Below are 25,414 nucleotides of genomic sequence, written 5' to 3' on the forward strand. Positions count from 1 at the left end.
AAATACGGGAAACGGAGTGATCACATGTTAACGATCTTATCTAAATGTACAGAAGCGTTTGTTCTGTTTATGCTAGGCATATCCTTTGTAGGTTACGCTGTTTTTGTTTATCCATTTGAGAAGCTTCATGAGAAAACAAATAGAGAAGTAAAAGCCAATCAGCTGAAATATGCACCGAACGCGTAACTACTGCGGATTAAATTATATAGCCAATAAAAAAGAACTTTGGGATAGAATACCCCAAAGTTCTTTTTTTACCCTATATGATGACGCTAAAGTTCTTAAATGTTGATAATGGTGTACATATTCCCTCTGAATCCGTAAAAACTACGGTTAGAAAGGGGATAGACTATATGCCATTAACAGTAAAAGATCAAGTAAACGTACTTTATGATTTACTCAGTGAACATTCAGAAGAGTGCTGCGGTAGCGTATCTGAGTGTCAACAAATTCAAAGGTTAGTCCGTTCCATTCTTACTAAAAAAGAATTGCAGGACGAAAATGTCCTACGTTCCTTACCGGCCATTTATGATTACGGGAAAGCCGGAGAAGATTCAAGTGACTTATCTAGCCACATTACATCGAACCAGTCTCAATTAGAAGAATGGGTAACGTCCATTGGAAATGTTAAATATTAATAATCCCGAGCTTCACCATAAGCCGCTTAAGGTCCTCAAGCCAACGAGCGGCTTCTGATTCTTCATGCCTGCTTTTATGCCACTGAATAAATGAAACGGTTTGGGCTACAATGTACCAGTGCATGCGAACCAATAAGGGTTTATCTAACTCTATACCGTAAGTGTCTAGCCAAACATCCCATTCCTCTTCAGGGATATACCAATGTAAAATCATTCCAAGATCCATAGCAGGATCAGCTACCATTGCATTGTCCCAATCAATTAAAAACAGTTGATCTGCATCTGTTAAAAGCCAGTTATTATGGTTCATGTCACTATGACACACCACCTTTTTCTGATTTTGAACATGCGGAAGCTGCTGATCAAGATAGCGCAATGCTTGATGAATTTCTATTTGAGTATTTATGAAACTTGAACACTGCTCTTGTTTCCTTAAATCATTTAAATAATCGATAGGATCTAAAGGTTGTTTCCCTAATCGCATAAGCAGATCTAATAATTCGGAAGAATGATGAATTTTACTTAACAGTTGGGCTACTCGAGGATGCTTGATCTCTTCAGGCTTAAGCTCTCTTCCTTCTAACCACTGTTGAGCGGTAATAACATCACCATTTTCCATTCGTTTCGTCCACACAAGCTTAGGGACGATCCCTTCTGCTGACAACACAGCTAAAAAAGGTGAGGAATTTCGTTTAAGAAATAGGCGCTTTCCTTCACGGTGTGCATAGTAAGCTTCTCCTGTGGAGCCGCCTGCTGGGGTAATTGTCCAATCATTACCGAGTATTTGTTCCAACCAATTCACCTTCAATTCCTCAAATCTGTTCAGGTTTGTTTTCTTTATAATCGTAAGCATGTATAATTGTTATGAATATTGCACAGAGTCATAACGTGCCTAACTATTATAGTACTATTTTCATGTTGTTTTTAAAGACACGACAACAATAGATTAACGCATTTCAACTATTGAATTCAAGTCTTATTCCGTTATTTCTTTCCTTTAAATACGGGTCTAGGTATATTTGCTTTTTGAATGTAACAAGATTGGCATGAACCAGACTCACCGTCTACATGATAAGACAAGACCTCCTCACTCTTAACAGAGACCTTAGATCCAGTAAGAACCTCTACCTCTTTGAATCGAACATGTCCACCCCAAAAAACGGTCACAAACATCACAAGCACTTTCCATTTTGAAATATTATGAAGGACGAGAAGCTCCAATTGGTTTGATTGTATGCGAGCATTTGGAAGGATCCGCATCCCCCCGCCGTAGTAACCGTGTATTCCAATTGTGACCATCCATACGTTTTTAAGTGTTCGCTTTTCCCCATCTACTGTTAACTCTATTGTTTTCGGCTGAAAGGCTCTTAACGTTCTTAATAGCGCCAAACAATAGATGAGGAAACCAATATTGTAGAGATTTAGCCATTTCTTTAGGATTGAATTATTTGCTACCTTTACAATTTCTCCATCAAAACCAAACCCGATACTGTTCGCCAAAAGCCTTGCGTTTTTTTCCTTACGATAATCCGTTCGATAAGTTCCTACACGATAGTCTGAGTATTGGTTCTCACTTCCTACGATATCTTCAAATATTTCAATGGAACTTTTCTTCGAGAGTGTAGCCTTTCCAAAGTCATTACCAGACCCACCAGGGATCAAAGCAAGAGGAATGGAAGGGTGATGTTTAAGTCCATTCAAAACTTCATGAATGGTGCCGTCTCCTCCTATAACGATTATACAAATAATTCTATCTTTGTATATTTCTGCAACTTGTTGAGCCAGCGCTTCTGTGTGTCCTTCATGTTGAGTTATGAAAGCACGGCATTCCACCTTCTTATAAACAGGAGATTGACGTATCTGTTCAAACACTTTCTTGGCCTTGCCGCTCCCGGCATAAGGGTTCACAATAACAATGTACATAATAAAAATTCCCCTTTTCAAACCTTATTACTTCAGAAAATAGTCCTATTTCTATTATACTAGTATAAAAAGGAGTGATGATTATCTCTATCGATTGCCAAAGGTGCGGAACTTCTGTATCACTGCCTTCTAGTGGATACATGACCGTGCGAACAAAAACCAAAAATCAAACTTGGAAACATTCTATTCAGCTACCGATTAGCCAGCAGGAAGAAAGCTACCTTATGTATCAATTCAATTCCCAACCCGAATTACTACAAGGTCTACAAACTTTAATGGAACACGACATGAAACAAGAGTGGGTTCATTTCTCTGACGACTCTGGAAACAAGTCCTTTCCTATGCAGGTTGAACATCTATTTGAGCGCCTTTCTTATCCTGAGCTTGTAACAATAATTGAAGAAGGTCTTTTTACATCTTACCTTCAGCCAATTGTGCACATGGATACAGGGGAGGTCTATGGATACGAAGCCCTTTTGCGATCAACGGAGAGAAACGTTTCTCCAGGAGAGTTATTTTCTTTTGCCAAACGAGCCGGCCTTCACTCCATGTTGGATCAGAAAGCTCGAGAAGAAGCTGTAAAAGCCAAAGCTCAACATCTTTATGATGGTCAGAAGTGCTTTATTAACTTCCTTCCATCTACAATCTATGTACCTGAACATTGTTTAAGCCATACGTTTAACATCGTTAAAAAGTACAACGTTGACCCAGGGGATCTTGTCTTTGAGGTTGTCGAAACTGAAAGAATTCACAGCATTGATCATTTACATAATATCTTTTCGACATACAAAGCTTCGGGCATGCACGTAGCATTAGATGACGTAGGTAGTGGTTATAGCACCTTAGAAGTACTTAGTCTATTAAAGCCAGACGTGGTCAAGGTTGACCGGGAATACATCAGAAATTGCCACGAGGACCATGACAAACAAACATTTTTAAAATCAGTAATCAAAACCGCTTCCGAATTGTCCATCACCTTACTAGCTGAAGGGATTGAAACCAAAGATGAATATAAATGGCTAGAAGATTCAGGAATTCATCTTGGGCAAGGCTATTTTATTGGGAAGCCATCACCTCAACCAATTGAAGCTTTTATTCTTCCCTAAACATCGTCTTCTTGGTTCCATTCTGTTCGTTTTACAGAAGTAAATTGTGTATAGTGGAGCAATGTCGCCATAACTTTCATCTGTTGGTACTTTAGTGGTGACTTAAAGGATCTCATTTGTTCAAACCATTCCTGGTATTCATCTTGGCCTACATACTCCGTCTGGTAGGGTTCAAGATTAAACTCTATTTTGTTTTCCGGGGACAGTACTAGTTGTTTAACAGGGTAATCAATGCTATGAGCTTTTAAGATACTCTGGACGATTCGTGACGTCCTTTTTAGTGAAATTAAAGGACTCAAAAAACGAGTTCGAACATTACTTTCTTCTTTATACCATGAACGTTCATCTCCGGGGATCAATGTGGTACCCTCAGTCTCGTTAATGAGTTTCACACAATAGATCCCCTGTGGATGGATTATGATTGAATCTGTTTCAATAGGCGCTTTCTTAATACGAAAAATTGGTTCATATAAAAGAAGAAATGTGTCTGGGAATCGCTGTAAAAAATAACGAAGCGTTTCATCTTGCTCGTACATCCCGTCTAAAAAAGACATCTCCGTTAACGACCGAGATGCCCACTTTAATTGAAATGGTAATAACCCATCAAGAAAATACTGCTTTACTTCTTGCTCATTATTTGGGACACTGCCGTTGTAAATAAAAGAACTCAAGGCTTCACGATAATCCGTGTCTTCTAATTCAAATCGACGATCCCACAAAGACTTTAACTTTTTCCAATTCCCTTGTTTGAGGCGTATAAATTGCCCAGGATATCGATAAGGATCCGTTGAATAACGTGAGACATAATCCTGAAGTTTAATTAACTGTGCCACTATAAAGTCTCAAGCCTCCTCTTCTAACTTGAATTTCTCAACTTCTTCATACATCGGGTTTCTATTTGGATGAATTCGGAACAATGAAAAGTGATCTACAAAGTATGTCTCTTCAAACTCCACAACCTCTTCTAAAGGTTTATGAAGCTGTTGATCACCTTTCCATTTCTTCGCTAGTGTAATGTGCGGGGAATATGATCTTCTCTCCTTAGGATACCCCGCCCTCTCACACTCTTCGCTTACATCAGTATAGAGTTGGACCAGAGCCTCGACTTTCTCCACTCCTGCCCATAACACCCTTGGCTGATCTCGTTCACCAAAGGTCCCGACTCCTTTTAAAGGGAGAGAGAAAGCAGAACGAACTTGCCGCAAATGACTCATACGATCTCTCAATTCCTCTACTTTGTTTTCGGCTACACCCCCAAGAAATGTTAGGGTAATATGAAAATCTTGATGATTTGTCCATTTCTTATAAGAGACATATGGTGCTATCTCATTCTGAATAGAACTTAGACTTTGTTGCAACGTTGGTGATAAAGGGATGCCGATAAAATAATGAGCTTCTGACATTATAAATCATCTCCTTATGTTCCTGCTTGAGCAGAGTAAACCGTTTGATTGACTTCAGAGCGAACCAATAATATGATCAGTAATCCAATCATAGTCATGAGAGCGAAAAATCCATACATCCCATATACATTCCACCGATCAAGTAATACACCACCTATAAAGGTAAAGAACGCGTTTCCCATTCCATTTCCAACAGCTGAATACAGACCGACAGCTGTAGCTTGTACATCCTTTGGAGCCGTTTGACGAACAAACAACAAGGCCGCAGGAATGTAAAGACCAACTGATATACCCTGTACGATTGTTGTACTGTAGACCAACATTGCCGAAGGTTCAAAGAAATAAAATAGCCACCTTGCTCCTGAAACAGAAGCACAAAGCATCATAACAGGAATAACCCCCATTTTGTTGATGACTTTTTGGGACATGTTCATAAAAGGTGCTTCACTTCCAGCAGCTAGTAAAAAGGCAATCCCAACACCTGACAAAGTACCGCCTACGGTAAGAATGAACGTTCCGAAGTAATAATTATTAGCAAGTACAGGGCCAAATATTAAAAAGTTGGATAATAGAAATAAAAGAAACGTCTTTTGTTTCACTAGTGTTTTAAAACCTGCCCTGAAACTCACCCCTACATGTTGACCTCTCTTTGGAAAGGCACTAAGAGCTATAGCAGAAAGAACTAACCCAAAGCTAAACGCATAAAAGACCCATGTTAAATCCTGAGTAATATCTGTAACCCGCCCAACAATAAAAACAGCAACGGCAAAACCAACCGCTCCCCACAAGCGGATATTGCCATACTCCTTATCGTATTGTTGAACAAAGTGGAGAGATAAACTATCGGACAATGGAACGACAGCTGATTGAAAGACTGCAATTGCTACAATCCCTAACAATAAGGTTAAAAAAGTATCCATTTGTGTATAAAGTAATGACATTGCGCTTGCCATCAGGACAGCTATGAACAAGAGCAATCTAGGACGCCTTGTAATATCGCTGATCATTCCCCAAATCGGTTGAATAAAAATGGTCACAATTGGGATAGTAGCTACGATGAGCCCAATTTGGGTATGATCCAGCCCTTGTTCATTTTCTAAGTAAACAGAAAGCAAAGGAAACAAGGATCCAAACCCAAAAAAGGCTAGTACATAGAATAGTTGAAAGAATCGATACGTCCGATTTGGTGAAGTAACATTCATAGTTGTTTCATTCCCCTTCTTTAATCTTCATCACTTGTGACAAGTTCATACAATGCTTCCGCATAAATAGCAGCTGCTTGTAGTAAATCGTCTATTAAAATGTGTTCATCTGCATTATGGGCCGTATCGGGGCTATGAGAGAACATCGCACCATAGGCAACTCCTTGATTCAATGCCCTTGCATAGGTTGCTCCACCAATGGCTAGTGGCTCAAGATTTTCACCAGTATGTTTCTCATAGATCGCTAACAACTTTTGGACAAATGGATGGTCTTTAGGTAGATAGATAGGTTCTAGATGTTCTACTATATCTACTGAAGCTCCGTCTTTATCTAATTCTTTGGTAAACACTTGGAACCATTCATCAAATGGAACGGCTACAGGATAGCGCGTGTTTACTCCTACATTACAAACACTATCTACAAATGATAGAGTGCCCAAATTCATCGTTAATGGCCCAGACATTTGGTCACCGCAGTTAATGGAAAAGGCCGTTCCCCGTCCGTCTTCAAAGTGATATGCGACCCAATTCATAAGTTCTCGTACTGATTGAGAGAACGGAAGTGTTTCTAGAAACTTTGCTAAACCTACAATCGCATTTATACCGTTCCTAGGTTCCATTGCGTGAGCGGATTTACCTGTGACTGTAAGGGAATAACCATTGTTCTCTTCAACAATCGAACCCTCATAATTGGACTGTAGTAGAAAATCTTCAAATAAAGCATCAATCTCTTCTTCTGATTCTCCTTCTATTCGAGCCGTTGCTTTATAAGGAACCATGTTTAAACGTTCCCCTCCATGAAAGTGAACGAGATCAAGAGAAGAGGAGTGATCCACGTCAATCTGCTTCGTGACTTCCATGTCTATTAATCCCTTCTCTGCGTGAATAACGGGAAACATAGCGTCAGGTGAGAAACCTACTACAGGCATTTCCTCTTTACTGAAGTAGTGATCCATACAAGCCCAGCCTCTTTCTTCATCCGTCCCAAGAATAAGACGAATACGTTTCTTTGGCTTAACTCCCATATCCTTTAACCACTTCATAGCTAAGAAAGCAGCCATCACGGGACCTTTATCGTCTTGAGTGCCGCGTGCGAATAATTTCCCCTCTTTAACGTAAGGATCAAATGGGTCATGAGACCATCCTTCCCCAGGAGGTACGACATCAAGGTGTCCTAGAACTCCTATGAGGTCTTCACCATGACCCCACTCGATATGACCGGCATACCCTTCTACATCTTTTGTGACAAACCCTTCTGATTCACCCAATTGAAGCATATAATGTAAGGCATCTTGAATGGATGTTCCAAATGGTGCGCCTGTTTGAATCGTAGTTGGATCATACATACTAGGGAATCTCAATAACTCTTGTAAGTGTTCCAGGAAAAAAGGTTGAAGAGTACTTAAATGATCTTTCTCAAATTGTATCGTCATTTCTTAACCTCCTTAAGAATAATATTATACGTCTCAACATCACAAATCGCATACAATTCTGCATCCCCCGGAATCTGTTCATCTAACATCCGATTGATACTGAGGTTCTGACGGTCTGCAATTAATGTGGCACCGTAGCTAAGTAAGTCTTGGAATGCATCTCGATAAGTCTTCCAACTAGATTTAGTAGGAACATGATACAAATCGTCTCCTTGTTCGCGATGCAATAACTGACTGAAGACACCAGAAATGCCTTTAATAAATGCAGATCGAACCGCTAAAGATGAGATCGTTTCATTAGAAAAAATAAACTCATTAACATTCACATGCTCGAAATTACGAATGTGATGTTCTTCTATCACTTCTACTACGGTGTGTACTTCTGGATTTAGCGATTCAATTGTGGATGAAATCAACAGTGTCTTTCCGTCTTTTAATTGCGAATTATGTATCTCATCATCGGCAAATACAAGAACCGCTTCTGCTTCCATTATATTTGCTTGATGTAGCGTACTAGGTGAAGCAGCGTTTCCGCGAACATAGTGAATGGTTTCTGCTAACAGAGGTGCTTTTTCCATTGTATCAATGATGACAACCTCCGTGTCAGGCTTTGTTGCCAAAATTTCTTTTACTGCAAATGCGGCTTTTTGAGACCACCCAATAATAATGTAATGACCTTTTTCCTTGTACACAATCGTTCCATCCTCTCTCATTTTTCTAAACACAGTTAAACCATCAACGACTTTCCCAATGACGACACCGATCAGCCCAATACCTACAATGTACAGAAAGATCGCAATTAGTCGACCACCAACAGTGACAGGATAGTAATCCCCATATCCCACTGTTGTAACAGTTGTCATAACCCACCAAAATCCATCAAACAATGTCGGAAACGTTTCAGGTTCTATCCACCTAATTAGGAGAGAAGAGAGAAACACAAGTGCAACACTGCTAAAGAACAATAGCTGGTTATTAATCTTAATCATTTTTAATATAATTCTTCTTATCAAATTCATGGAAACCTCCCTCTTTTTTTACACCTTGGTTACACTTTATTAATAAAGTGAAGGTTCTGTAAATTTAAGTTGATACACTGGCTATTATATAACGAAATGTAGTAAAATTAAGTCAACTTCCAAGATTCACAGGCACCACATCTAAAACAATCTCTAAGGAGTGGTTTTTTGAATCGTTCAACTACCCGTATGCTAAGTAGAGTAAAGGCTGTCTATTTGTTTATTAGAGAGCACGGGACGGTATCAACAACAGACTTATCAGAAGAGTTTGGTATTACACACAGAACGGTCCAACGCGACCTGCACGTTTTGCAATACAATGGATTGGTTGAAAGTCCGAATCGAGGAAAGTGGACTATAACGAGAAAAAAAGTCAAGATATCATAGTCAGTAATCGGAAACATAATTTCCTAAAGGAAGACCCGGATGTACGTATATCCGGGTCTCTTTTATCTCTCTCATTCACTTTTTTGACCAGTTTGCTCATACAGGAATTGAATCTCTTCGTCATTTAATTCTCTGTATTCCCCTGGCTCTAAATCTTCATCTAGTTCAAGACCTGCCATGCTCATTCGCTTCAGGTACGTGACGGTTTTCCCGACACTTTCAAACATCCGCTTCACCTGATGGAATTTCCCTTCTGTAATAACAAGTTCAATCTCGGATTCTTCACCCGATTGGAGGATGGTCAACTCAGCAGGTTTTGTTTTATATCCATCGTCTAGCGTAACACCCGCTTTGAAAGACTCCACATCGTCTTCGTTTACCTCTCCATCAATTAAAGCATAATATCTTTTCCCTACATCTTTCTTAGGAGAAAGAAGCTGATGTGTTAACTTGCCGTCGTTTGTAATTAGTAGAAGGCCTTCTGTATCTTTATCCAATCTTCCCACAGGAAATGGATCAAATACAGAGTCTTCAGGTTGCAGGATATCGATCACTGTCGTATCATGCTGGTCTTCCGTAGCAGAGATAAGACCCTGAGGCTTGTTCATCATCAAATAAATAAATTCCTTATAATCAACAGTTTCCCCAAAAACAGTTACTTCTTGCTGTTCTGGATCAACGTGCGTTTTAGCATCTTTCACAGGTTGAGCGTCTACTCGCACAACACCTGATTTAAGGATTTTCTTTACCTCTTTACGAGTTCCATAACCCATATTCGCTAACAATTTATCAATTCTCACACTATTTCCTCCTTACTTCCTTTTCAGGAAGCGATCAAGCACTTTGACTCGGTTCCCTAATACTCTTTCTAATAAGGTCGTCTGATAAGCTACCCATAGGTAGAATAATCCACCAACACCTGCACTTATAAGTAACACAGTGAGACTTTGGAAACGACCATTTTCATAACTTAAACCAGTTAAACTTAACAACCATTTAACGACTAACACAATGACAGTCATCAGGATTGTCAAGATTATAATAAACAAACTTCTTTTGTAAATTTGTTTATAAGAAAAGTTCGCAGCCGATCTGATCTTCCATAAATTTAGGGCAACAGCTGTGGAAGCAGCAATTCCAGTGGTCAAAATGATCCCTTTAGCCCCGAACCAGTGGATAAAAGGAATGTTAAGGATTAATTTTAGTAGAACACCTGCTCCTAAACTAATAACCGCAAAACGCTGTTTGTTCAGCCCTTGCAATATGGAAGAGGTTACAGTAAATAAAGCATAAAACATAGCCACAGGTGCATACCAGCGCAGTAAGTTCCCTTGTTGCTCTATACCAACCGTTCCACTATCACCTATAGTAACCCCGAAGAATGTTCCATATGCTTCGTAGGATAGGACTGATATTCCTACGACAGCTGGAAATATTAAAACGATAATAATTTGTAAAGCCTGGTTCAACTGATTATTTAATTGCTGACGTCGATCTTCAGTAAATGATTTTGTAATCGTTGGTAACAAGGCTAGCGATAACCCTGTAGCAAGCGTTACTGGAATAATAACTAGTTTATGGCTATATAAATTTACAATCCCAAATAATTTCTCTGCAATTTCTCCATTCCCGGCTTCAGCCATTGCCCTGCTAAAGGTAAGACTGTCGATCTGCTGATAAAGCGGAGTCGCAAGCCCAACTAAAACAAACGGCCCGGCATAAGTTAATAATTCTTTAAACAACGATTGCATCGAAATATCCACAGTTTCTTGTTGTTGTTCAATACGCTCATCTAGCATTGGTTTTTGTTTGCGCCAGAAGAACCAAAGAACAGCCACAGAAGCTATGGCCCCTATAAAGGCAGCAAAGGATGCAAAGTTGACGGCTGTTGGAATGTCACCAGACCCCAATTCCATCACAACGTACACAGAGATCAATAAGAAAGCAATACGAACGAGTTGTTCAACCACTTGCGAGAAAGCAGTTGGCTCCATATATTCATAGCCCTGGAAAAAACCACGAACAATACTCATTCCAGGTATAATAAGTAAAGCAAAGCTAATCATTTGAATAACCTGAGTAACATCTTCTTTCGTAATCCCTTGAGCGTCATCGGATATAGAAAATTCAGCTAACAAGCCTGCGCTAGAGTACATAATAATGAAAGAAAGAACTCCGGTAATCGCCATTAAGCTCATACCAGCTTTAAACACCCGTCGGCCTGTATAATAATCACCGAGAGCATTATATTTAGAGACGAACTTCGAAACAGCTAATGGTACACCAATCGTTGATATACTTATGAAAATAGTATATGGGATATATGCGAAGCTTAAAAGTGTACCACCTGTATCCCCCACAAGCGCTTCGAAGGGAATGACATAAATCATCCCAAGAAGTTTAGATAAAAATGTGGCTGCTGTAAGTAGCATTGTGCCACGTAATAATGTAGATCCTGACATATTTTCACCTGCATTTATTGTAGTTTGCAATGGATCTATTTTATCATAGATAGAGTGAACATCGATTTCATTCTGATTACAAAATCAGATTGTATATAGAAAGGACGAACTTATATGTATGATGTAACCGTACTAGGGGGAGGCCCTTCCGGTTTAATGGCAGCCATTGCCGCTGCCGAAAACGGAGCCAATACCCTCTTAATTGATAAAGGCAAGAAGCTCGGAAAGAAGCTCGCTATCTCAGGTGGAGGACGTTGTAACGTAACCAATCGTTTACCCCAGGATGAGGTTATTAAACACATTCCTGGTAACGGCCGCTTCCTTTATAGCGCTTTTTCGACATTTAATAACTACGATATCATCGAGTTCTTTGAGAATCTAGGGGTGGAATTGAAAGAAGAAGACCACGGCCGAATGTTCCCTGCGAGCAATAAAGCTAAAGATGTCGTCAATGCCCTCCTAACCCGCATGGATGAGCTAAATATCACAGTTATGAAAAATACACCAGTCGAAACGGTAAATTATGGAGAGAGCCACCACACAATCCTCTTGGCTTCTAAAGAAGAGATCGAAACGAAGTCTCTTGTTATTGCTGTGGGAGGCAAATCTGTCCCTCATACCGGTTCAACAGGAGATGGATACGCATGGGCAGAGAAAGCTGGGCATGTAATCACAGACCTATATCCAACAGAAGTTCCACTTCTTAGCCAAGAACCATTTATCCAAAGTAAAGAACTACAAGGATTAGCCTTGCGTGACGTCGCTTTATCCGTCCTCAATAAAAAAGGAAAGACTATTGTAACACACAAAATGGACATGCTGTTTACACACTTCGGCATTAGCGGACCGGCCGTACTCCGTTGTTCTCAGTATGTAGTTAAAGAATTTAAGAAAGGGCATCGACCGGTTCCTATGCAAATTGACTGTTTTCCAGATAAGAAGGAACATGTAATTTTCGAAGAAGCAAGGAAGTTAATGGATGAGAACCCAAAGAAGAGTGTGAAGAACATATTTAAAGGATGGGTTCCAGAACGATACCTCGAGCTGCTATTAACTCAAAACGATATTGGTCTGGAAGACCGTGCAACAAATACGTCGAACGAAAAGCTTCAAGGGTTTGTAAAAGACCTTAAACAGTTCACTTTTCATGTTCAAGATTCACAGTCAATCGAAAAAGCTTTCGTTACAGGAGGAGGCGTCTCCGTTAAAGAAGTCGTCCCAAATACGATGGCTTCAAAGAAAACTGATCGCTTATACTTTAGCGGAGAGATCTTAGATATACACGGCTATACGGGCGGATATAATATTACCTCAGCACTTGTTACAGGTCGAATTGCCGGCACGTATGCAGCTTACGATTCATACCAATAGTATCATTATAGACGAAGAGGGTGCTTCGCGACGAGCGAGACACCCTCTTTTATTTAAGCTTTGTTTATATTTAAACTGAGACAATTTATCGTGAATGGGAGCGTTACATTTCATCAGTACTAAGGGGGCTGGCTATAATTCCTTAATAGCCGCTTCAGCCATATTTTGTATCACCATATCGTCCATGGGCGGATTATGAAGCCCAGCTCGAACGTCCCGATAATACTGCTCAAACGGATAGGATTTTGATAACCCTCTCCCTCCTGCTATACGCATAGCTAAATCTACTACGTCATTTGCTGCATTGGTGGCTACTGTCTTCACCGCCCCAAGAGAAGAAGCCAGTATTTCTCTTCTTTCTGGATATTGATCCCATTGCTCTGCTACAGAATACATAAAGCTCCGAGCCTCAAGTAACTTCAATTCCATTTCTCCAATTTTATCTTGAATATGAGAAACTTCTGATATTGGGCGATCAAGACTGTTGGGTTGAAAACCTTTCGCAAATTCAATCGCATCGTTACGAGCCGCTATAGCAATACCCAAGTAAACAGCTGGGATGTGTAAAAGCCACCCCTTAGGTCCTCCCTTCTTATCCCCTTGCATTTCTACTAAATCCTCAGATGATAAGATCACTTCATTGAGAACAAGATCGTGACTCCCCGTCCCTCTCATGCCTACAGTGTCCCAAGTATATTCGATCTCAATGCCTTCTTTGCTAGAATCGATTAAAAACCAGCCAACAGCATCTCTGTCTTCTACATAAGCTGAAACGATATAGTAATCGAGAAGAGTCGCCATAGAAGTAAACGTCTTGCGTCCCGTCAGTTTATATCCAGATGTTGTTGGCACAGCTTTCGTTTCAGGGACTCCCCCTCTTGTAGGACTTCCTGTAGCAGGTTCAGAAGCTGCACGATTCACCACTTTCTTCTTTGTAGATACTTCTCTTGCTAACTTGTCATACACATCTTCATCCCATAATGGTTGGTCATTTAATTCCATCATAACGCCTAAATGCCAACCAATTGATAAAGCAGTAGCTCCGTCACCAATGGCCAAGCGTTCTTGAGCAAGGAGAAGCTCATACAACGAAACCTCTTCGCCTCCATATTCTTTAGACAATGTTAACGTTACGTAATCATTTTCTTTCAAATCCTGAAGTGTTTCGATTTGGAAGTCTGCTTCTTCATCCCCTTGCTTTCTTCTGGACTTAGCAAGATCAGCTACTTTTGCTGCTTTTTCATAAATGTATTCATGTCGATCATTTTTTATAAACGGCTCATAGATTTTAAACACTCGAGATCCCTCCATGGTGTGATCTATTCAAATCATACTAAACCAATCAGAATTATGAAAACATATTGCATCCTATGCATCATTAAAAAAGATCGCCTCTGCTCTCGAGGCGATCTTACTTTTCGTATGACTATACAATTCCCTGCTTCTAGTAAGCAAAACCTAGGAAGGAGAGTTAAGTTGATCGTTCTTCTTATTGTACGTATTCTGTAATTCTTGGATACGTTGACGACCCTGATCACGAAGCTGTTTGTTCTCATCTTCGATTGCTTTTGTATCTTCCATCCCTTTAAGAATTGTATTAAAGGATTCTTCAATTGTTTCGATCTTAATACTCGGTGCACCAGCAAGCTTGGCAATTTCCGTACTCTGCTGAGCCACATTTTGAGCATTACGCTGAAGCATTTCGTTCGTGCGACGATCAAGCTCGCTCATGCCGTCCGCGACTAGTTTTTGACGCTTAGCAGCAACTGCCTGAATAACACTCGTCTTAAAGATTGGAATCGTTGTTACGAAGGCTGAGTTAATTTTGTTCACGAGCTTCGTATTTCCTCGTTGTAAAAGACGAATCTGAGGGGCTTGTTGGAACGCTACCATCTGAGCCATCTGTAAGTCATAGATTCGTTGGTCCAGAAGCTCCACTCCATTTCGAACCGTTTCAAGTTCCATAGAGGCTCTTTGATTGCCTTCAGCCGCTTGCTGCTCAAGTTTTGGCATGACTTCATTCTTTAATTCTTCTGCTTTCAGTTGGCCCGCTACGATATACTTATCTAATTCAAGGTAAAACTCGTAGTTCTTCTCATACATGTCTTCTAGTGTATGAGTATTATCAACCATCTCATCGCGATACTTCGAGATTTCAATATTGATCTTTTCAATTTCGCCACCTAAGGTTTGATACTTGTCAAAGATCTTTTCAATCATCTTCTTACTACGATTGAAGAACTTTCCAATAAATCCGCCTTTGGAATCCTCGAAGTCTTTCTTATCAAACTTGTCCATTACTTTTCCAAGCTGCTTTAACATCTCAGATGAATCTTCCATGCTTGAATTCTTCATCGTACCTAGAATTTGGTCAGAGAACTTCGAGATCTCATCGGCAGGCTCTTTACCAAATGCTAATAGCTCTGTCTGTTGACGTTCATCAATTGATTCTTTTAATTGAAGAACTTGTGGATCATTTGATAACTCTTGCTTGATCTCGGTCGCCTTATCTTCTGTTAGCTTCTCTTCTACAGGTTGCAAGTCCTGTTCTGTTTGAGTTCCTTGTACCATATGATCACTCTCCTAATAATTTTAGTAATCTTGATTTTAACTTATCTTTTATACCAAAGCTTTGCTTAAACTCTAAATCAAATACAATATCATCAAGCATATGGAGGTCAAATACATCATCATCGACATACTGTTCTAGATCTTTATTCCCCGTCGGACTATAAAGAACAAGGTCTACTCCTAGCTCATGCAATAAAAGCAGCAGTACAGCGTCACTTCTAGTTAACTCTCCATTATATTCGTTATTATATAGGACCACCTTTGGAACATCTTGAGAATAATCGAATTTCTGCAATAGACGCATAAACACATCTGGCATTTGGGTGCTTTGCTTAAACAAGTAGAGAGAGACATCCTCTTCCCTTTCTCCACTCTGAGGGAGAAGTTTGTGTTGTTCGCACAAGCGAATAATCGCTTGTGCAATTCCCCGTTGCAATCCATCAGGCAATTGTTTGTATTGCCAGAAGTTCCCTTCCATTATTTTAGAAGCATCTAACTTGCCAGCTGCATCTAACGAATTTCGATAGTGATAGAGGTAATTCCCTTTTATTTCATCGGTGAAAGGGAACTGTTTGACAAGATGTGCGTTTTCTTCTTCTAATAGTTGTTGCACTCTAGACCAATATTCGTTTCGATTTTCCGTTACACCAACTACCTTCGCAAAGATGGAAGGAATGTGGACCGTTTGATTTTCAATATAGAAATCGGGACGAACAAATGCTTTTTCTTTTGATAGAATAAAGATTTCATCATACGTCGTCTTCATTGTAACAGAAGCAGGAATGTACTCTCTGAACTGCCACGGTTTGTAGATTTGGGAATTATCATGATTAATCGCTCGCTCAATTTGCTTAGATGCCTTGTAAGCTACCGTCGAACTCCGTTTCTTACGCTCGGTTGGAAAAGACATTGGATCTGCCGAGTAGGCATTCTCAACGACGATCGACCTTGAGACATCCAGATCAAAGCGCTCAAAAATGTTTAATTTAGCAGGATGATAGAGAACCAAGTCAAACCCGAGTCTATACAAATAATACAAGAAATACGTTTGACTCTTTGTTGCATCCCCGTACCATAATACTTTTGGTAAGTTCCCTTCCCCAACACTCTCGTCCATCCACGGCTGAACATGATTGTTGGTCCATTTGATTAGATCGACGATAACGCGCTGAAAGTCAGGGTCTTTTAACTGCCCTGCATGTTTATCCCCGTAAAGAGACAATACTTCCATTAGCACTTTCCGGATATGTTTATTATAAATCGAATTCGTCAGCCTTGGGAGGATCTTCTTTCCGTCTAGGAAGGCTACGAATCGGTTTGGAGTTAATGGATTTTGCTGATGCATCTTGATTAACTCTTGCAAAGATTTTAACGTATCAGAATCAATTTGCTTATTTAACTCAACGTTCAACGAATGCAATCGCGAATAGGCTTCGTCATGGGTAAGGTCATAGATTTCATTGTAATACTCATCCTCGTCTTCTGTAATACCCAATACTTGCGCTACATATTGCGGTATATATAGTGTCTTTTCTTCCACACCATACCCGTCCCGCTTTTCATTAAGTTGCTGTATGGGTTCTTTCCATTTATACTCCTTGACCCCTTCTACTAATGTAGAATGAAGATTCTGAAACTCTGTCACAGGGTAACCCTCCTTTCAATTGAAGATGTGGATGGTAAAGGCGAGCCAAAGACCGCTTTCATCCCGCTCACAGTAACAGCATAGGATGAGCCAAATTTCCGGATGGTACCCGGAGGAAAGTCACCTTTTCGCTTACGTAAAGTTGAAGAATCAATTCCCCACAATGTACATGCTGCCTTTGAACTAAGGATCTCTGGTTTATCAAGGTTCGAGGAACTAAGTAATAAAACTTCTAGCAGGAGGCTCTCTGCAGATAGAATACCGTCCTTTTCAGTAACACGAAGTGTCGGAAGGTTCTCTTTACTTACGTCGAGATCACTTTTCTTTGCGGTATAGGCGATAGTCGTAGCTTTTAGCATGGGAAGGTCTAGTAAAGAATCACCTGCTGAAACAGAGAATGTTTGCCCCTCTTTCTCTTGTATATAAGTCACGGCATCTCCTTTATTAATCGGGTTAGGAATTAAATAAAACTTTCTACCATGTAAAGTCGCCTTCCACCCTTGTGTGCCACACCATTTCTGGAAAGAATAAAGAGCCTCTTCATCTGTCTTCTCTTGGTCAATAATATAATAGAAAAACCATCCATCTGCATCTCTTTCTTCCTTTAACCAATCTCTTGGAAAGCTTTCTTTTAGTTTATCACGAACGTCCTCTTTGCTCACACATTCCTGACTGCATCTACTTAAGACATGATGATGCCATTCTTGGTCCACTTCACCATTTCTGAGAATGGTAGCGCCGTTTCCGACTACTGCATAAGGTGGAATATGATTCCTTTGAAACAATTGGATTCTTTCATATTGTTCCTTTGTACGAGTTGTTACAGGAACAAACATAACAGAAGATCGTACTTTATTTAGAAGGTGAAGAGCTGTTTCCGTGATAAAAGACCGCTCTTCCCCGTTTACCTCTTCAACCACCTGATAACTTCTTTCTTCTTGTACAGATTCTATAAAGCGTCTAGAAAAAATAATGGTCCTATCTAAATCACTTACAAATAACATCATAATCCCCTCATACTTTTTTAATTAAGCCACAGCACGCATATGACATTTGCCTATATTCCTCAATCGGTACGTTATTCTCTTTGGCGAGTTGAAGGATATGTCCTAGCGCCGGATCTTCCTGGTCCTTTACGAGTACCTTCCAAGGTACTCTTCGGAGTAACACTCTTGTTGTCTCTCCTACGCCAGGTTTTATATGATTAATCTGCTCAATTCCTTGCTTGGCTTGAATACTTCTAACTTCCTTAAGTCCCTGCCAAGATGGAACCGATTCATGATGATCCAAAAACTCACTTATCCCCTCAACCTTTTCTAACTCTTTTGTGATCACATCAATATACTCGTTTGAGCGATCATCACCTGATAATTCTGTGTAATACTTCGCTCCATGAAAATCATTTTCGTTAATATAGTTCTTGTTCAATACGGTTCTACTTACAAGGCCTGATACCGTAGAATTTAAACATGCATTAGGGATCAAGAAATCTTCTCTTGTTCCATAAAGAGGAGAACAATGTCCAGGATCCGCCAACACCGCTAAGGAAGGATTAATAGAAAGACCTTGTTCATTTAATTTTTTACATGATTGATATAATTCTTGTGTAATCGCACCCTTACCAGTCCAACCATCTATAAATTGAACCTTTTCTTCAGGATGGCTTCGTCTAATATAATGAATAGCATTTTCATCAATCCCCCTCCCCCGAATGATTGACACACTGTAATGAGGGACATCTAGCTTGTGAAATAGCTTGAGATAACGTTTTACTAGTATGCCGATTGGAGTTCCTGCACGAGCTAATGAAACAAGCACGAGATCATTTCCGTTCCGCTTCAAAATTTGTTCAGCGACTACGCTAACCGCATGTGCGACTTTACCTTTATTATGGTCCAATGCTCGTTTGTATAAGTTCAAATAGGCTTTGGTCGGCTTGTATTCTATAGGAAGCATCTCAGAGTAATGAACACCCGATTGTATAGCTTTCTCTCTGACTTCTAAGCCTTCTTCTTCCACCTGACCGTTTAAGTTTTTAAGAAGAAACTGCACATCTTCACGAGCATAACTTCCCAATGCTTCGGCGGTTTTATGATTGATTTGAGACATGTTTGCTCCTCCTATGAACTGAAATCGACAAGATAAATAACGGAAGCTCCCGTTCTCTTTAGTTGGTCGATGAAAACTTGATCGTTCTTTCCGCTTAAACCATGCTCTAAAAACACAAAGATCTCATCATAGTGCTTATAAGGTATGTTATAAAAGTGGTGTGCAATGCTTTCATCGTCAGGACTTGGATAATGGTAAGCATTCCTGACTCCGTATCCTTCACGGGGAAGCGCATGAATCGGACTCCTAGTGGTAGATTGATAACGAACATCCTCTCCCATGAAAGAGGCTACTTTCATAGGAATGTACATAAACTCACCCGTACCAAGACATAAGGTTGATTTTCCTTTGCGGACCATAGATAGATAAGTTCCTAGTCTTTTTAATGACCTTTCAAGTACATATTGACCATCACTACTTAACCCAAATCGCCCTGAATGCGTTAAGTAGGAACGTTCTGTTCTTTCCCCTTCTGTGGATATAGCGTGTGTGTACTCATCAGATTGGTAAGGAAAAGTTGGCTTCACTTTTAACGTCCGCACCTCGGCTTCAGTTAAAGGGTTAAACTCTTCTGACATAGATGTTAGGTTGGGTACACCGCTAACTTCAATCGTCCCACTGACAAGACTTAAAACATGGATGGTAATCCCCAATCTTTCTTCTAACTCAAGAAATCGTTGTCTATGTTCTTTAGAACGCCAGTCTAAAATAGCGAGAACCGTGTACTCCTTGCGAGGAAAAGTCCCATGAAGAGCTTCAATAATATTAAGAGCTGTTTTACCAGTCGTAATTTCGTCATCCACTAAAACGATCGGATCATCAGTTTGGAACAACTCCTCATTTCCATAACAAATTTGATCTGTAGCATGAGAATGTTCCTCTTGGAATTCAAAAGTAGGTTCAACACCATCTAACACTTCTCTTGTGGAATGGATATAATAAGCGTTTTGAAAGTTTTCAAATACTGACTGACCTAAGGCCGTAGCCGTTTCAGCAAAACCAATAAACAAGTGCCGTTGCGGTAATATAATTTGAGCTGAACGATCACGGTTTTGATTCGTTTTGTGATTCGCTACGGAATCAACCCATTCAGAACGTGAAGAATGCTCCATCCCAAGCACTCTTTTTTGATAAAGAGCAGCAAGCAAAGCTCCTGTATCAAGAGCTCTTTGAGGTTCTACAGGAATGTGCTTACCTAGAAGCTTACTAACAAAAAGGAAGCTTCTTTTTTTATTTATTCGTGCTGCCATACAAAAAAGTTCATTCATGTCCAAATCAAAAGGGTTGGACTCTTCTTGTACTGTTACTAGGAGGTCATCCGTTATTTGAAATGGGAACACCTTCTTTTTCGAGTAAGTTAACGTATGATTTGTCTTCATGGAACACCCCGTATACATTTGATTTCATAATTATTTCTCTGGCCCAACGAAGGTGTGGTTTGGCTTCGTTCATCTTGTTCGCATAAGGGCTAATCGATACCCCGTTCTCCCCACCTTCTCCGTTTTTATGTACAATCTCAAGCGCGTCGCTATAATCTTCCTTTGACACAACATGCATGGCGTTAACCAGCTGAATATGAGAAGGGTGAATAACCGTCTTTCCACATAGTCCGTTAAGCTGATCCTTTTGAATTTCTTCAATAAATCCATGGACATAAGGAGACCCTTCCGTAATGGCTGTGTGTGTATCAGAATATTTCCTATCAAAGAACTCCCAAACAGGTCCTGAAATCATATACTCTTCACTATTTCTTCCATAGAAATTGACCATATCTCCAATAAAATCATTTAACAAAGAAATATCATAGATCGTACTGTCAAATTTTCTCCTCATACCATAGATCCCACTCAAATCAGTTCCACCGATTCTAATATTTAAGATAAGGTGTTGAAACTCATCAAATAACGTTCGAATCGAATTCATTTCTTCTAGACGCGTTTCTTTATACAGAAACTCTTCTGTTTCAATAATTGGCATCGCATAGAGCTGCAAATCCAATGCTTCATTAATTGACTGGAGTTCTTGTAAATACGTGAGACCATTTCGACGGCAAAATTTAGGGAGTACAAATCCCGTTATGATGTGTAGAACCTCTTTTAATTCTTGAGCAATCCGTTTCATCTGTTCAACGTTACGAACTCTAATGAACAAGAAGGGGAGGTGTTCTTTTTCGATTGCAAGCGTTTGAAGCGATCGCACTTCTTGAATAAGGTGCTCTTCTGCTTCTTGAACATCTTCGTCATTAATCGAATCCTCTAAGCAGAGTACTGCTGAGGACAAGCCTGGCAATTGATACATTAGCCTATGCCCAATACGATCTTTAAGAGCAGGTATATAAAGAGTAGCCCCTAAAGCTCGGGCGATCTCCCTTTTAGGAGAGAAGGGACCAATGAACTGAGGGACCTTGTAAAAAAGCTCTCCATAATCAGTTGAGGTTAACATGTTAAAATGCTTCATAGTTCAAGTTCCTCTCAAATATCAAAATAAATGATACAAAAAAAGGAGGAATAGCTCCCCCTTTTATTGATGATCTTCCGTGGCTGCAGTCTGAGCCGAGGAAGAACCTTTTCTCATATAGTGAACAATAAATGTAATGGCAAAAGCACCAACGATAAAGCCGAAGAACCACCAGTGTCCTATATGAACATGGACGATGCTTAGACCCATCTTAACTGCAATAAAGCCTATTAGTACGTGAGCCGTTACTTCTAACTCTGGCACATTGTGCAGAAGCTTTAAGAAAACGCCGGCAATACCACGCATCATGAGGACTCCTAACATTCCGCCGACAAGTAAAACCCAAACTTGTTCACTTACAGCAAAGGCAGCCAAGATGCTATCTACTGAGAAAGCGACGTCCATAATTTCGACCCCGATAACCGTACCCCAGAATAAACCGAAAGTGCGGACCAGAATGCCATTTTTGTTCATGCCATTTGCTTCAGCATCGTCTTCAGTTTGTTTTTGCTTATAATAATCAATAAAGAACTTAATACTCAACCAAGCAAGATAACCTGCTCCTAGTACTTTCACCCACCACAGTTTGATGAGGAACATACCTAAACCGATAGCAATAAACCTAAAGACATATGCGCCTAACAAACCATAAAATAAAGCTTTCTTCTGCTGCTCATTTGGCAAATGCTTAACCATAACTGCAAGCACTAATGCGTTATCAGCTGATAGCAGGCCCTCAAGAATAATTAACGTCCCTATGTACCCCCAGCTTACTGGGTCTGATAACACTTCAGCCCACATGGACCAGTTAAAAAACTGAGCATATGTGTCTAATATGCCTTGTAATATCTCCATAATTCTCCTCCTAGATGATTAAACCTCTAAGCCGTAATTTCTGCATAATGCAGCAAGACCTCCGGAGAAGCCACTTCCTACAGCGCTAAACTTCCATTCTCCATTATGACGGTACAACTCACAGACGACAACAGCCGTTTCGATAGAAAAATCTTCTCCCAAGTCATAACGGACTAGTTCTTGTCCATCTTCTTCGTTAGCTACACGGACAAATGCATTGTGGACTTGTCCAAAATTTTGACTTCGTGCATCTGCATCATGAATGGTTACTGTAATGGCAACCTTTTCTACTGTAGAAGGGACTTTTGAGAAATCAACTGTAAGCTGCTCATCATCACCTTCGCCTTCACCGGTCCGGTTATCACCTGTGTGAGCAACAGCACCACTTGGGTCTTGTAAATTGTTATAGAATACGAACTCAGCATCGTTTTGAACGTTTCCATTAGCATCTGTTAGGAAAGCTGAAGCATCTAGGTCGAAACTTGCACCACTATCATATTGGTTAATATCCCAGCCAAGTCCAATGACTGCCTTAGTTAAGCCTGGATTTGTTTTTGTTAGATCGATGCGTTGGCCTTTAGAAAGTGAAATAGACATAGGTGGTCTCCCTTCGTTCTCTATAATTCTAATATCTTTCTCATATAAAAGGGGCTCCCTCCCATCTAAGACATAAGCGTACGTGTCCTGATCAGGAGGAACAGCCCCATCTAATCGATAAGTGTTTACGCTACTGTTAACCCGAAGTCAGTTGCTAAAGCAGCTAATCCACCTTCGTAGCCACTGCCGATTGCACTAAACTTCCATTCACCATTATGTCGGTACAATTCACCTACAACTACAGCCGTTTCAATAGAGAAGTCTTCTGCTAAGTCATAACGAATCAACTCTTCCTGGCTATCTGCGTTCAAGACACGAACGAATGCATTTGAGACTTGTCCAAAATTCTGTCCGCGTGCTTCTGCATCATGGATTGTAATTGTGAAAGCAATTTTTTGCACATCTTGTGGGACTGTGCTTAAATCAATTTGAACTTGCTCGTCATCACCTTCACCTGCACCTGTAAGGTTATCACCAGTATGTTCAACAGCCCCATCAGCACCAGTATTATTGTTATAGAAAACAAAATCTTGATCTGAACGAACTTTACCAGAATCATTTAATAAGAAAACAGATGCATCTAAGTCAAAATCTTTTCCTGTATCAAATTTATTAACATCCCAGCCAAGCCCTACTGTTATCTTTTTAAGTCCTGGATTACCTTTTGTTAAATCAACTTTTTGTCCTTTTTGTAAACTTACAGCCATGTTCATTCTCTCCTTTAATAGTTTATTAGTTTATGAGTACTTCTGCACAATCTCACTTAGGGAAACGTCATTCGTTGCTTCGCCAACAGCAGCAAACTTCCATTCTTTACCGTCACGGTATAGCTCGCCTGGTATGAGCGTTGTTTTACCAGTATGATTGTCCGTTAAATTAAAACGGATAAGCTCCTCGCTATTCTGATCGTTCTGAATACGAATGAAAGCATTTTGAATCATTCCGAAATCTTGATTACGTTTTTTCGCATCATAGATATTCACAACGAATACGAGTTTATTATATTCAGCAGACACTTGATCTAAGTTAATAAACACTTGTTCATCATCGCCTTCGCCTGCTCCAGTTAAGTTATCTCCAGTGTGAGTAATGCTTTGATCTGAGCTTTTTAGATTTCCAAAGTACACAAGGTCACTTTTATGTACGAATTTGTCATCTTTTAGCATGATAACGGATGCGTCACAGTCAATTTCAGGACCGCCCCCGCCTCCACCAAATAGTGCACCTAAGAGTCCACCTTTTTTGCCAGAGTTCTGAACTGGGTCCCAACCAAGACCTACCATTACTTTCTTGAGTCCTGGATTACTTTTTGTTAAATCAACACGTTGACCTTTCTGTAATGAAATAGCCAAATTCTCACACTCCTTAATAATGTACAACCATATGTCACGCTTGCGTGATCCACATCTCGACAATACAGTTTGTTGATAATTTTGTCAAATCAGCACACTTATATGTGGCTTTTTAAGTATCAATATGTATTACGGTTTAACTTGCTAGATCGTTTCATATTTTTATATTTTATTTGAACTTTTTCAATTGGGCACAAAAGTTACGAGAAGCTTGGGAATCTTGTATAAGATCCTTTCACATTTCAACGGATCACAAATTATGTTACCCTTTCTTTATCAATAGGCACTTGATAGTAGGACTGTCGAAAAACGATGAATGGAGGAAGCATGGTGAGAGGATACGACATTTGCTTTGTGGATTCAGGAAATCGGGAAAATCTTTTCCCTTTGTTAAAATTAGCGGATGATAGCGAAGATAAAATCCGGGAGTATATACACGAAGGAGAATTATATAAAATTACACAAGACTATGAAACAGTAGGGGTTATTCTCTTTACTTTTCCTGCTGAAGGGCAAGTGGAAATTAAGAATATGGCTCTTATACATACTAAAAGAGGGGATGGAATGGGAAAGGAGCTAATTCAGAAGTTTTCAATATCCTACAAAAGAAAAGGTTACACAAGTATGATTGTGGGAACAGCAAATTCTAGTATTGGGAATATAGCCTTTTATCAAAAAGCAGGGTTCCGATTCGATACCATAAAAAAAGATTTCTTTAGTTCTTATAATGAACCAATTGTAGAATATGGTATTCAGGCAACTGATATGGTCATGCTAAAAAAGAATATATAAACATAAAAAAACAATGACTCATCATTTGAGTCATTGTTTACTTTTGCATGGCGGCGTCCTACTCTTGCGGGGGTGAAACCCCGACTACCATC

The 25,414-nt window shown here is 39.9% G+C and carries 26 protein-coding genes; 6 read left to right on the forward strand and 20 right to left on the reverse strand.

Features of this window, described 5'->3' with window-relative positions:
- Nucleotides 1–24 precede the first annotated feature (24 nt).
- Nucleotides 25–186, forward strand: coding sequence for a hypothetical protein (locus N780_RS19970; RefSeq protein ID WP_156969212.1), 162 nt, complete (start codon nucleotides 25–27; stop codon nucleotides 184–186).
- A gap of 167 nt (nucleotides 187–353) precedes the next feature.
- Nucleotides 354–638: a YtzH-like family protein gene (locus tag N780_RS16205; RefSeq protein ID WP_036786539.1), complete on the forward strand. Its 285-nt coding sequence runs from the start codon at nucleotides 354–356 to the stop codon at nucleotides 636–638.
- On the opposite strand, the gene N780_RS16210 is transcribed toward N780_RS16205, so the two are convergent.
- Both N780_RS16210 and N780_RS16215 read right to left on the reverse strand, forming a co-directional pair.
- Nucleotides 628–1,431, reverse strand: coding sequence for a phosphotransferase family protein (locus N780_RS16210; protein ID WP_036786541.1), 804 nt, complete (start codon nucleotides 1,429–1,431; stop codon nucleotides 628–630). The genes N780_RS16205 and N780_RS16210 overlap by 11 nt on opposite strands.
- 191 nt (nucleotides 1,432–1,622) lie before the next feature.
- Nucleotides 1,623–2,561, reverse strand: a complete 939-nt coding sequence (locus tag N780_RS16215; RefSeq protein WP_036786543.1) for a diacylglycerol/lipid kinase family protein — start codon at nucleotides 2,559–2,561, stop codon at nucleotides 1,623–1,625.
- Between the two features lie 77 nt (nucleotides 2,562–2,638).
- On the opposite strand from N780_RS16215, the gene N780_RS16220 reads away from it, so the two are divergent.
- A complete protein-coding gene (locus N780_RS16220; protein WP_232299557.1) occupies nucleotides 2,639–3,667 on the forward strand; it encodes an EAL domain-containing protein in 1,029 nt (342 codons plus the stop codon).
- On the opposite strand, the gene N780_RS16225 is transcribed toward N780_RS16220, so the two are convergent.
- Genes N780_RS16225 through N780_RS16245 form a run of 5 tightly spaced genes read right to left on the reverse strand, consistent with a single transcriptional unit; the run spans nucleotide 3,664 to nucleotide 8,724 of the window.
- Nucleotides 3,664–4,500, reverse strand: coding sequence for a nuclease-related domain-containing protein (locus tag N780_RS16225; protein WP_036786545.1), 837 nt, complete (start codon nucleotides 4,498–4,500; stop codon nucleotides 3,664–3,666). The two genes, N780_RS16220 and N780_RS16225, sit on opposite strands and share 4 nt — an antisense overlap.
- 9 nt (nucleotides 4,501–4,509) lie before the next feature.
- The gene (gene thpR, locus N780_RS16230; RefSeq protein ID WP_036786546.1) at nucleotides 4,510–5,070 is read right to left on the reverse strand and encodes an RNA 2',3'-cyclic phosphodiesterase; all 561 of its coding nucleotides are present in this window, start codon (nucleotides 5,068–5,070) and stop codon (nucleotides 4,510–4,512) included.
- 14 nt (nucleotides 5,071–5,084) lie between these two features.
- Complete coding sequence (locus N780_RS16235) at nucleotides 5,085–6,272, reverse strand: MFS transporter (RefSeq protein ID WP_052115128.1); 1,188 nt, start codon at nucleotides 6,270–6,272, stop codon at nucleotides 5,085–5,087.
- A gap of 20 nt (nucleotides 6,273–6,292) precedes the next feature.
- Complete coding sequence (gene pepV, locus N780_RS16240) at nucleotides 6,293–7,705, reverse strand: dipeptidase PepV (RefSeq protein WP_036786548.1); 1,413 nt, start codon at nucleotides 7,703–7,705, stop codon at nucleotides 6,293–6,295.
- Nucleotides 7,702–8,724, reverse strand: coding sequence for a potassium channel family protein (locus N780_RS16245; RefSeq protein WP_036786550.1), 1,023 nt, complete (start codon nucleotides 8,722–8,724; stop codon nucleotides 7,702–7,704). The genes pepV and N780_RS16245 overlap by 4 nt, the downstream gene beginning before the upstream one ends.
- Before the next feature lie 168 nt (nucleotides 8,725–8,892).
- Between N780_RS16245 and N780_RS19590 the strand changes: the two genes are divergently transcribed.
- Nucleotides 8,893–9,111 carry a DeoR family transcriptional regulator gene (locus tag N780_RS19590; RefSeq protein ID WP_084599682.1) on the forward strand — a complete coding sequence of 73 codons (219 nt, stop codon included), beginning with the start codon at nucleotides 8,893–8,895 and terminating at the stop codon, nucleotides 9,109–9,111.
- Nucleotides 9,112–9,182: 71 nt separating this feature from the next.
- On the opposite strand, the gene N780_RS16250 is transcribed toward N780_RS19590, so the two are convergent.
- Both N780_RS16250 and N780_RS16255 read right to left on the reverse strand, forming a co-directional pair.
- Nucleotides 9,183–9,911, reverse strand: coding sequence for a pseudouridine synthase (locus tag N780_RS16250; RefSeq protein ID WP_036786552.1), 729 nt, complete (start codon nucleotides 9,909–9,911; stop codon nucleotides 9,183–9,185).
- Between the two features lie 12 nt (nucleotides 9,912–9,923).
- Complete coding sequence (locus N780_RS16255) at nucleotides 9,924–11,573, reverse strand: putative polysaccharide biosynthesis protein (protein ID WP_036786555.1); 1,650 nt, start codon at nucleotides 11,571–11,573, stop codon at nucleotides 9,924–9,926.
- A gap of 114 nt (nucleotides 11,574–11,687) precedes the next feature.
- On the opposite strand from N780_RS16255, the gene N780_RS16260 reads away from it, so the two are divergent.
- On the forward strand, nucleotides 11,688–12,944 hold the full coding sequence (locus N780_RS16260) for a BaiN/RdsA family NAD(P)/FAD-dependent oxidoreductase (RefSeq protein ID WP_036786558.1): 1,257 nt from the start codon (nucleotides 11,688–11,690) through the stop codon (nucleotides 12,942–12,944).
- Nucleotides 12,945–13,076: 132 nt separating this feature from the next.
- Here the strand turns inward: N780_RS16260 and N780_RS16265 are convergent, their stop codons facing one another.
- The 11 genes from N780_RS16265 to N780_RS16315 form a co-directional block, all read right to left on the reverse strand.
- Nucleotides 13,077–14,240 carry an acyl-CoA dehydrogenase family protein gene (locus tag N780_RS16265; RefSeq protein WP_232299558.1) on the reverse strand — a complete coding sequence of 388 codons (1,164 nt, stop codon included), beginning with the start codon at nucleotides 14,238–14,240 and terminating at the stop codon, nucleotides 13,077–13,079.
- Between the two features lie 162 nt (nucleotides 14,241–14,402).
- Nucleotides 14,403–15,515, reverse strand: a complete 1,113-nt coding sequence (locus N780_RS16270) for a toxic anion resistance protein (RefSeq protein ID WP_052115129.1) — start codon at nucleotides 15,513–15,515, stop codon at nucleotides 14,403–14,405.
- A 4-nt stretch (nucleotides 15,516–15,519) separates the two neighbouring features.
- On the reverse strand, nucleotides 15,520–17,160 hold the full coding sequence (locus N780_RS16275; protein ID WP_052115130.1) for a YceG family protein: 1,641 nt from the start codon (nucleotides 17,158–17,160) through the stop codon (nucleotides 15,520–15,522).
- Complete coding sequence (locus N780_RS16280; protein ID WP_156969213.1) at nucleotides 17,157–18,167, reverse strand: helix-turn-helix domain-containing protein; 1,011 nt, start codon at nucleotides 18,165–18,167, stop codon at nucleotides 17,157–17,159. Before N780_RS16280 ends, N780_RS16275 begins: the two co-directional genes overlap by 4 nt.
- A gap of 7 nt (nucleotides 18,168–18,174) precedes the next feature.
- Nucleotides 18,175–19,269: a cysteine protease StiP family protein gene (locus N780_RS16285; RefSeq protein ID WP_036786561.1), complete on the reverse strand. Its 1,095-nt coding sequence runs from the start codon at nucleotides 19,267–19,269 to the stop codon at nucleotides 18,175–18,177.
- Nucleotides 19,270–19,280: 11 nt separating this feature from the next.
- The gene (locus N780_RS16290) at nucleotides 19,281–20,648 is read right to left on the reverse strand and encodes a phosphoribosyltransferase family protein (protein ID WP_036786563.1); all 1,368 of its coding nucleotides are present in this window, start codon (nucleotides 20,646–20,648) and stop codon (nucleotides 19,281–19,283) included.
- Nucleotides 20,584–21,726 (reverse strand): HpcH/HpaI aldolase/citrate lyase family protein, encoded by a 1,143-nt coding sequence (locus N780_RS16295; protein ID WP_036786565.1) that lies wholly within the window; start codon nucleotides 21,724–21,726, stop codon nucleotides 20,584–20,586. Before N780_RS16295 ends, N780_RS16290 begins: the two co-directional genes overlap by 65 nt.
- A 63-nt stretch (nucleotides 21,727–21,789) precedes the next feature.
- Entirely contained in the window at nucleotides 21,790–22,581 is a 792-nt protein-coding gene (locus N780_RS16300; RefSeq protein WP_036786567.1) for a TerC family protein, read from the reverse strand.
- An 18-nt stretch (nucleotides 22,582–22,599) separates the two neighbouring features.
- The gene (locus N780_RS16305; RefSeq protein WP_036786569.1) at nucleotides 22,600–23,178 is read right to left on the reverse strand and encodes a TerD family protein; all 579 of its coding nucleotides are present in this window, start codon (nucleotides 23,176–23,178) and stop codon (nucleotides 22,600–22,602) included.
- 125 nt (nucleotides 23,179–23,303) lie between these two features.
- A complete protein-coding gene (locus N780_RS16310) occupies nucleotides 23,304–23,885 on the reverse strand; it encodes a TerD family protein (protein WP_036786571.1) in 582 nt (193 codons plus the stop codon).
- A 30-nt stretch (nucleotides 23,886–23,915) separates the two neighbouring features.
- The gene (locus tag N780_RS16315; RefSeq protein WP_036786574.1) at nucleotides 23,916–24,530 is read right to left on the reverse strand and encodes a TerD family protein; all 615 of its coding nucleotides are present in this window, start codon (nucleotides 24,528–24,530) and stop codon (nucleotides 23,916–23,918) included.
- A gap of 330 nt (nucleotides 24,531–24,860) precedes the next feature.
- Between N780_RS16315 and N780_RS16320 the strand changes: the two genes are divergently transcribed.
- On the forward strand, nucleotides 24,861–25,322 hold the full coding sequence (locus N780_RS16320; RefSeq protein WP_232299559.1) for a GNAT family N-acetyltransferase: 462 nt from the start codon (nucleotides 24,861–24,863) through the stop codon (nucleotides 25,320–25,322).
- Nucleotides 25,323–25,414: the final 92 nt, after the last annotated feature.

Source organism: Pontibacillus chungwhensis BH030062 (assembly GCF_000770675.1).
GTDB classification, from domain to species: Bacteria; Bacillota; Bacilli; order Bacillales; family BH030062; genus Pontibacillus; species Pontibacillus chungwhensis.

Coding starts and splice junctions, on each gene's coding strand:
- N780_RS19970 (WP_156969212.1), top strand. CDS start 25: ATGTTAACGATCTTATCTAAATGTACAGAAGCGTTTGTTCTGTTTATG.
- N780_RS16205 (WP_036786539.1), top strand. CDS start 354: ATGCCATTAACAGTAAAAGATCAAGTAAACGTACTTTATGATTTACTC.
- N780_RS16215 (WP_036786543.1), bottom strand. CDS start 2,561: ATGTACATTGTTATTGTGAACCCTTATGCCGGGAGCGGCAAGGCCAAG.
- N780_RS16220 (WP_232299557.1), top strand. CDS start 2,639: ATGATTATCTCTATCGATTGCCAAAGGTGCGGAACTTCTGTATCACTG.
- thpR (WP_036786546.1), bottom strand. CDS start 5,070: ATGTCAGAAGCTCATTATTTTATCGGCATCCCTTTATCACCAACGTTG.
- N780_RS16235 (WP_052115128.1), bottom strand. CDS start 6,272: ATGAATGTTACTTCACCAAATCGGACGTATCGATTCTTTCAACTATTC.
- pepV (WP_036786548.1), bottom strand. CDS start 7,705: ATGACGATACAATTTGAGAAAGATCATTTAAGTACTCTTCAACCTTTT.
- N780_RS16245 (WP_036786550.1), bottom strand. CDS start 8,724: ATGAATTTGATAAGAAGAATTATATTAAAAATGATTAAGATTAATAAC.
- N780_RS16255 (WP_036786555.1), bottom strand. CDS start 11,573: ATGTCAGGATCTACATTATTACGTGGCACAATGCTACTTACAGCAGCC.
- N780_RS16260 (WP_036786558.1), top strand. CDS start 11,688: ATGTATGATGTAACCGTACTAGGGGGAGGCCCTTCCGGTTTAATGGCA.
- N780_RS16270 (WP_052115129.1), bottom strand. CDS start 15,515: ATGGTACAAGGAACTCAAACAGAACAGGACTTGCAACCTGTAGAAGAG.
- N780_RS16280 (WP_156969213.1), bottom strand. CDS start 18,167: ATGATGTTATTTGTAAGTGATTTAGATAGGACCATTATTTTTTCTAGA.
- N780_RS16285 (WP_036786561.1), bottom strand. CDS start 19,269: ATGTCTCAAATCAATCATAAAACCGCCGAAGCATTGGGAAGTTATGCT.
- N780_RS16290 (WP_036786563.1), bottom strand. CDS start 20,648: ATGAAGACAAATCATACGTTAACTTACTCGAAAAAGAAGGTGTTCCCA.
- N780_RS16295 (WP_036786565.1), bottom strand. CDS start 21,726: ATGAAGCATTTTAACATGTTAACCTCAACTGATTATGGAGAGCTTTTT.
- N780_RS16300 (WP_036786567.1), bottom strand. CDS start 22,581: ATGGAGATATTACAAGGCATATTAGACACATATGCTCAGTTTTTTAAC.
- N780_RS16305 (WP_036786569.1), bottom strand. CDS start 23,178: ATGTCTATTTCACTTTCTAAAGGCCAACGCATCGATCTAACAAAAACA.
- N780_RS16310 (WP_036786571.1), bottom strand. CDS start 23,885: ATGGCTGTAAGTTTACAAAAAGGACAAAAAGTTGATTTAACAAAAGGT.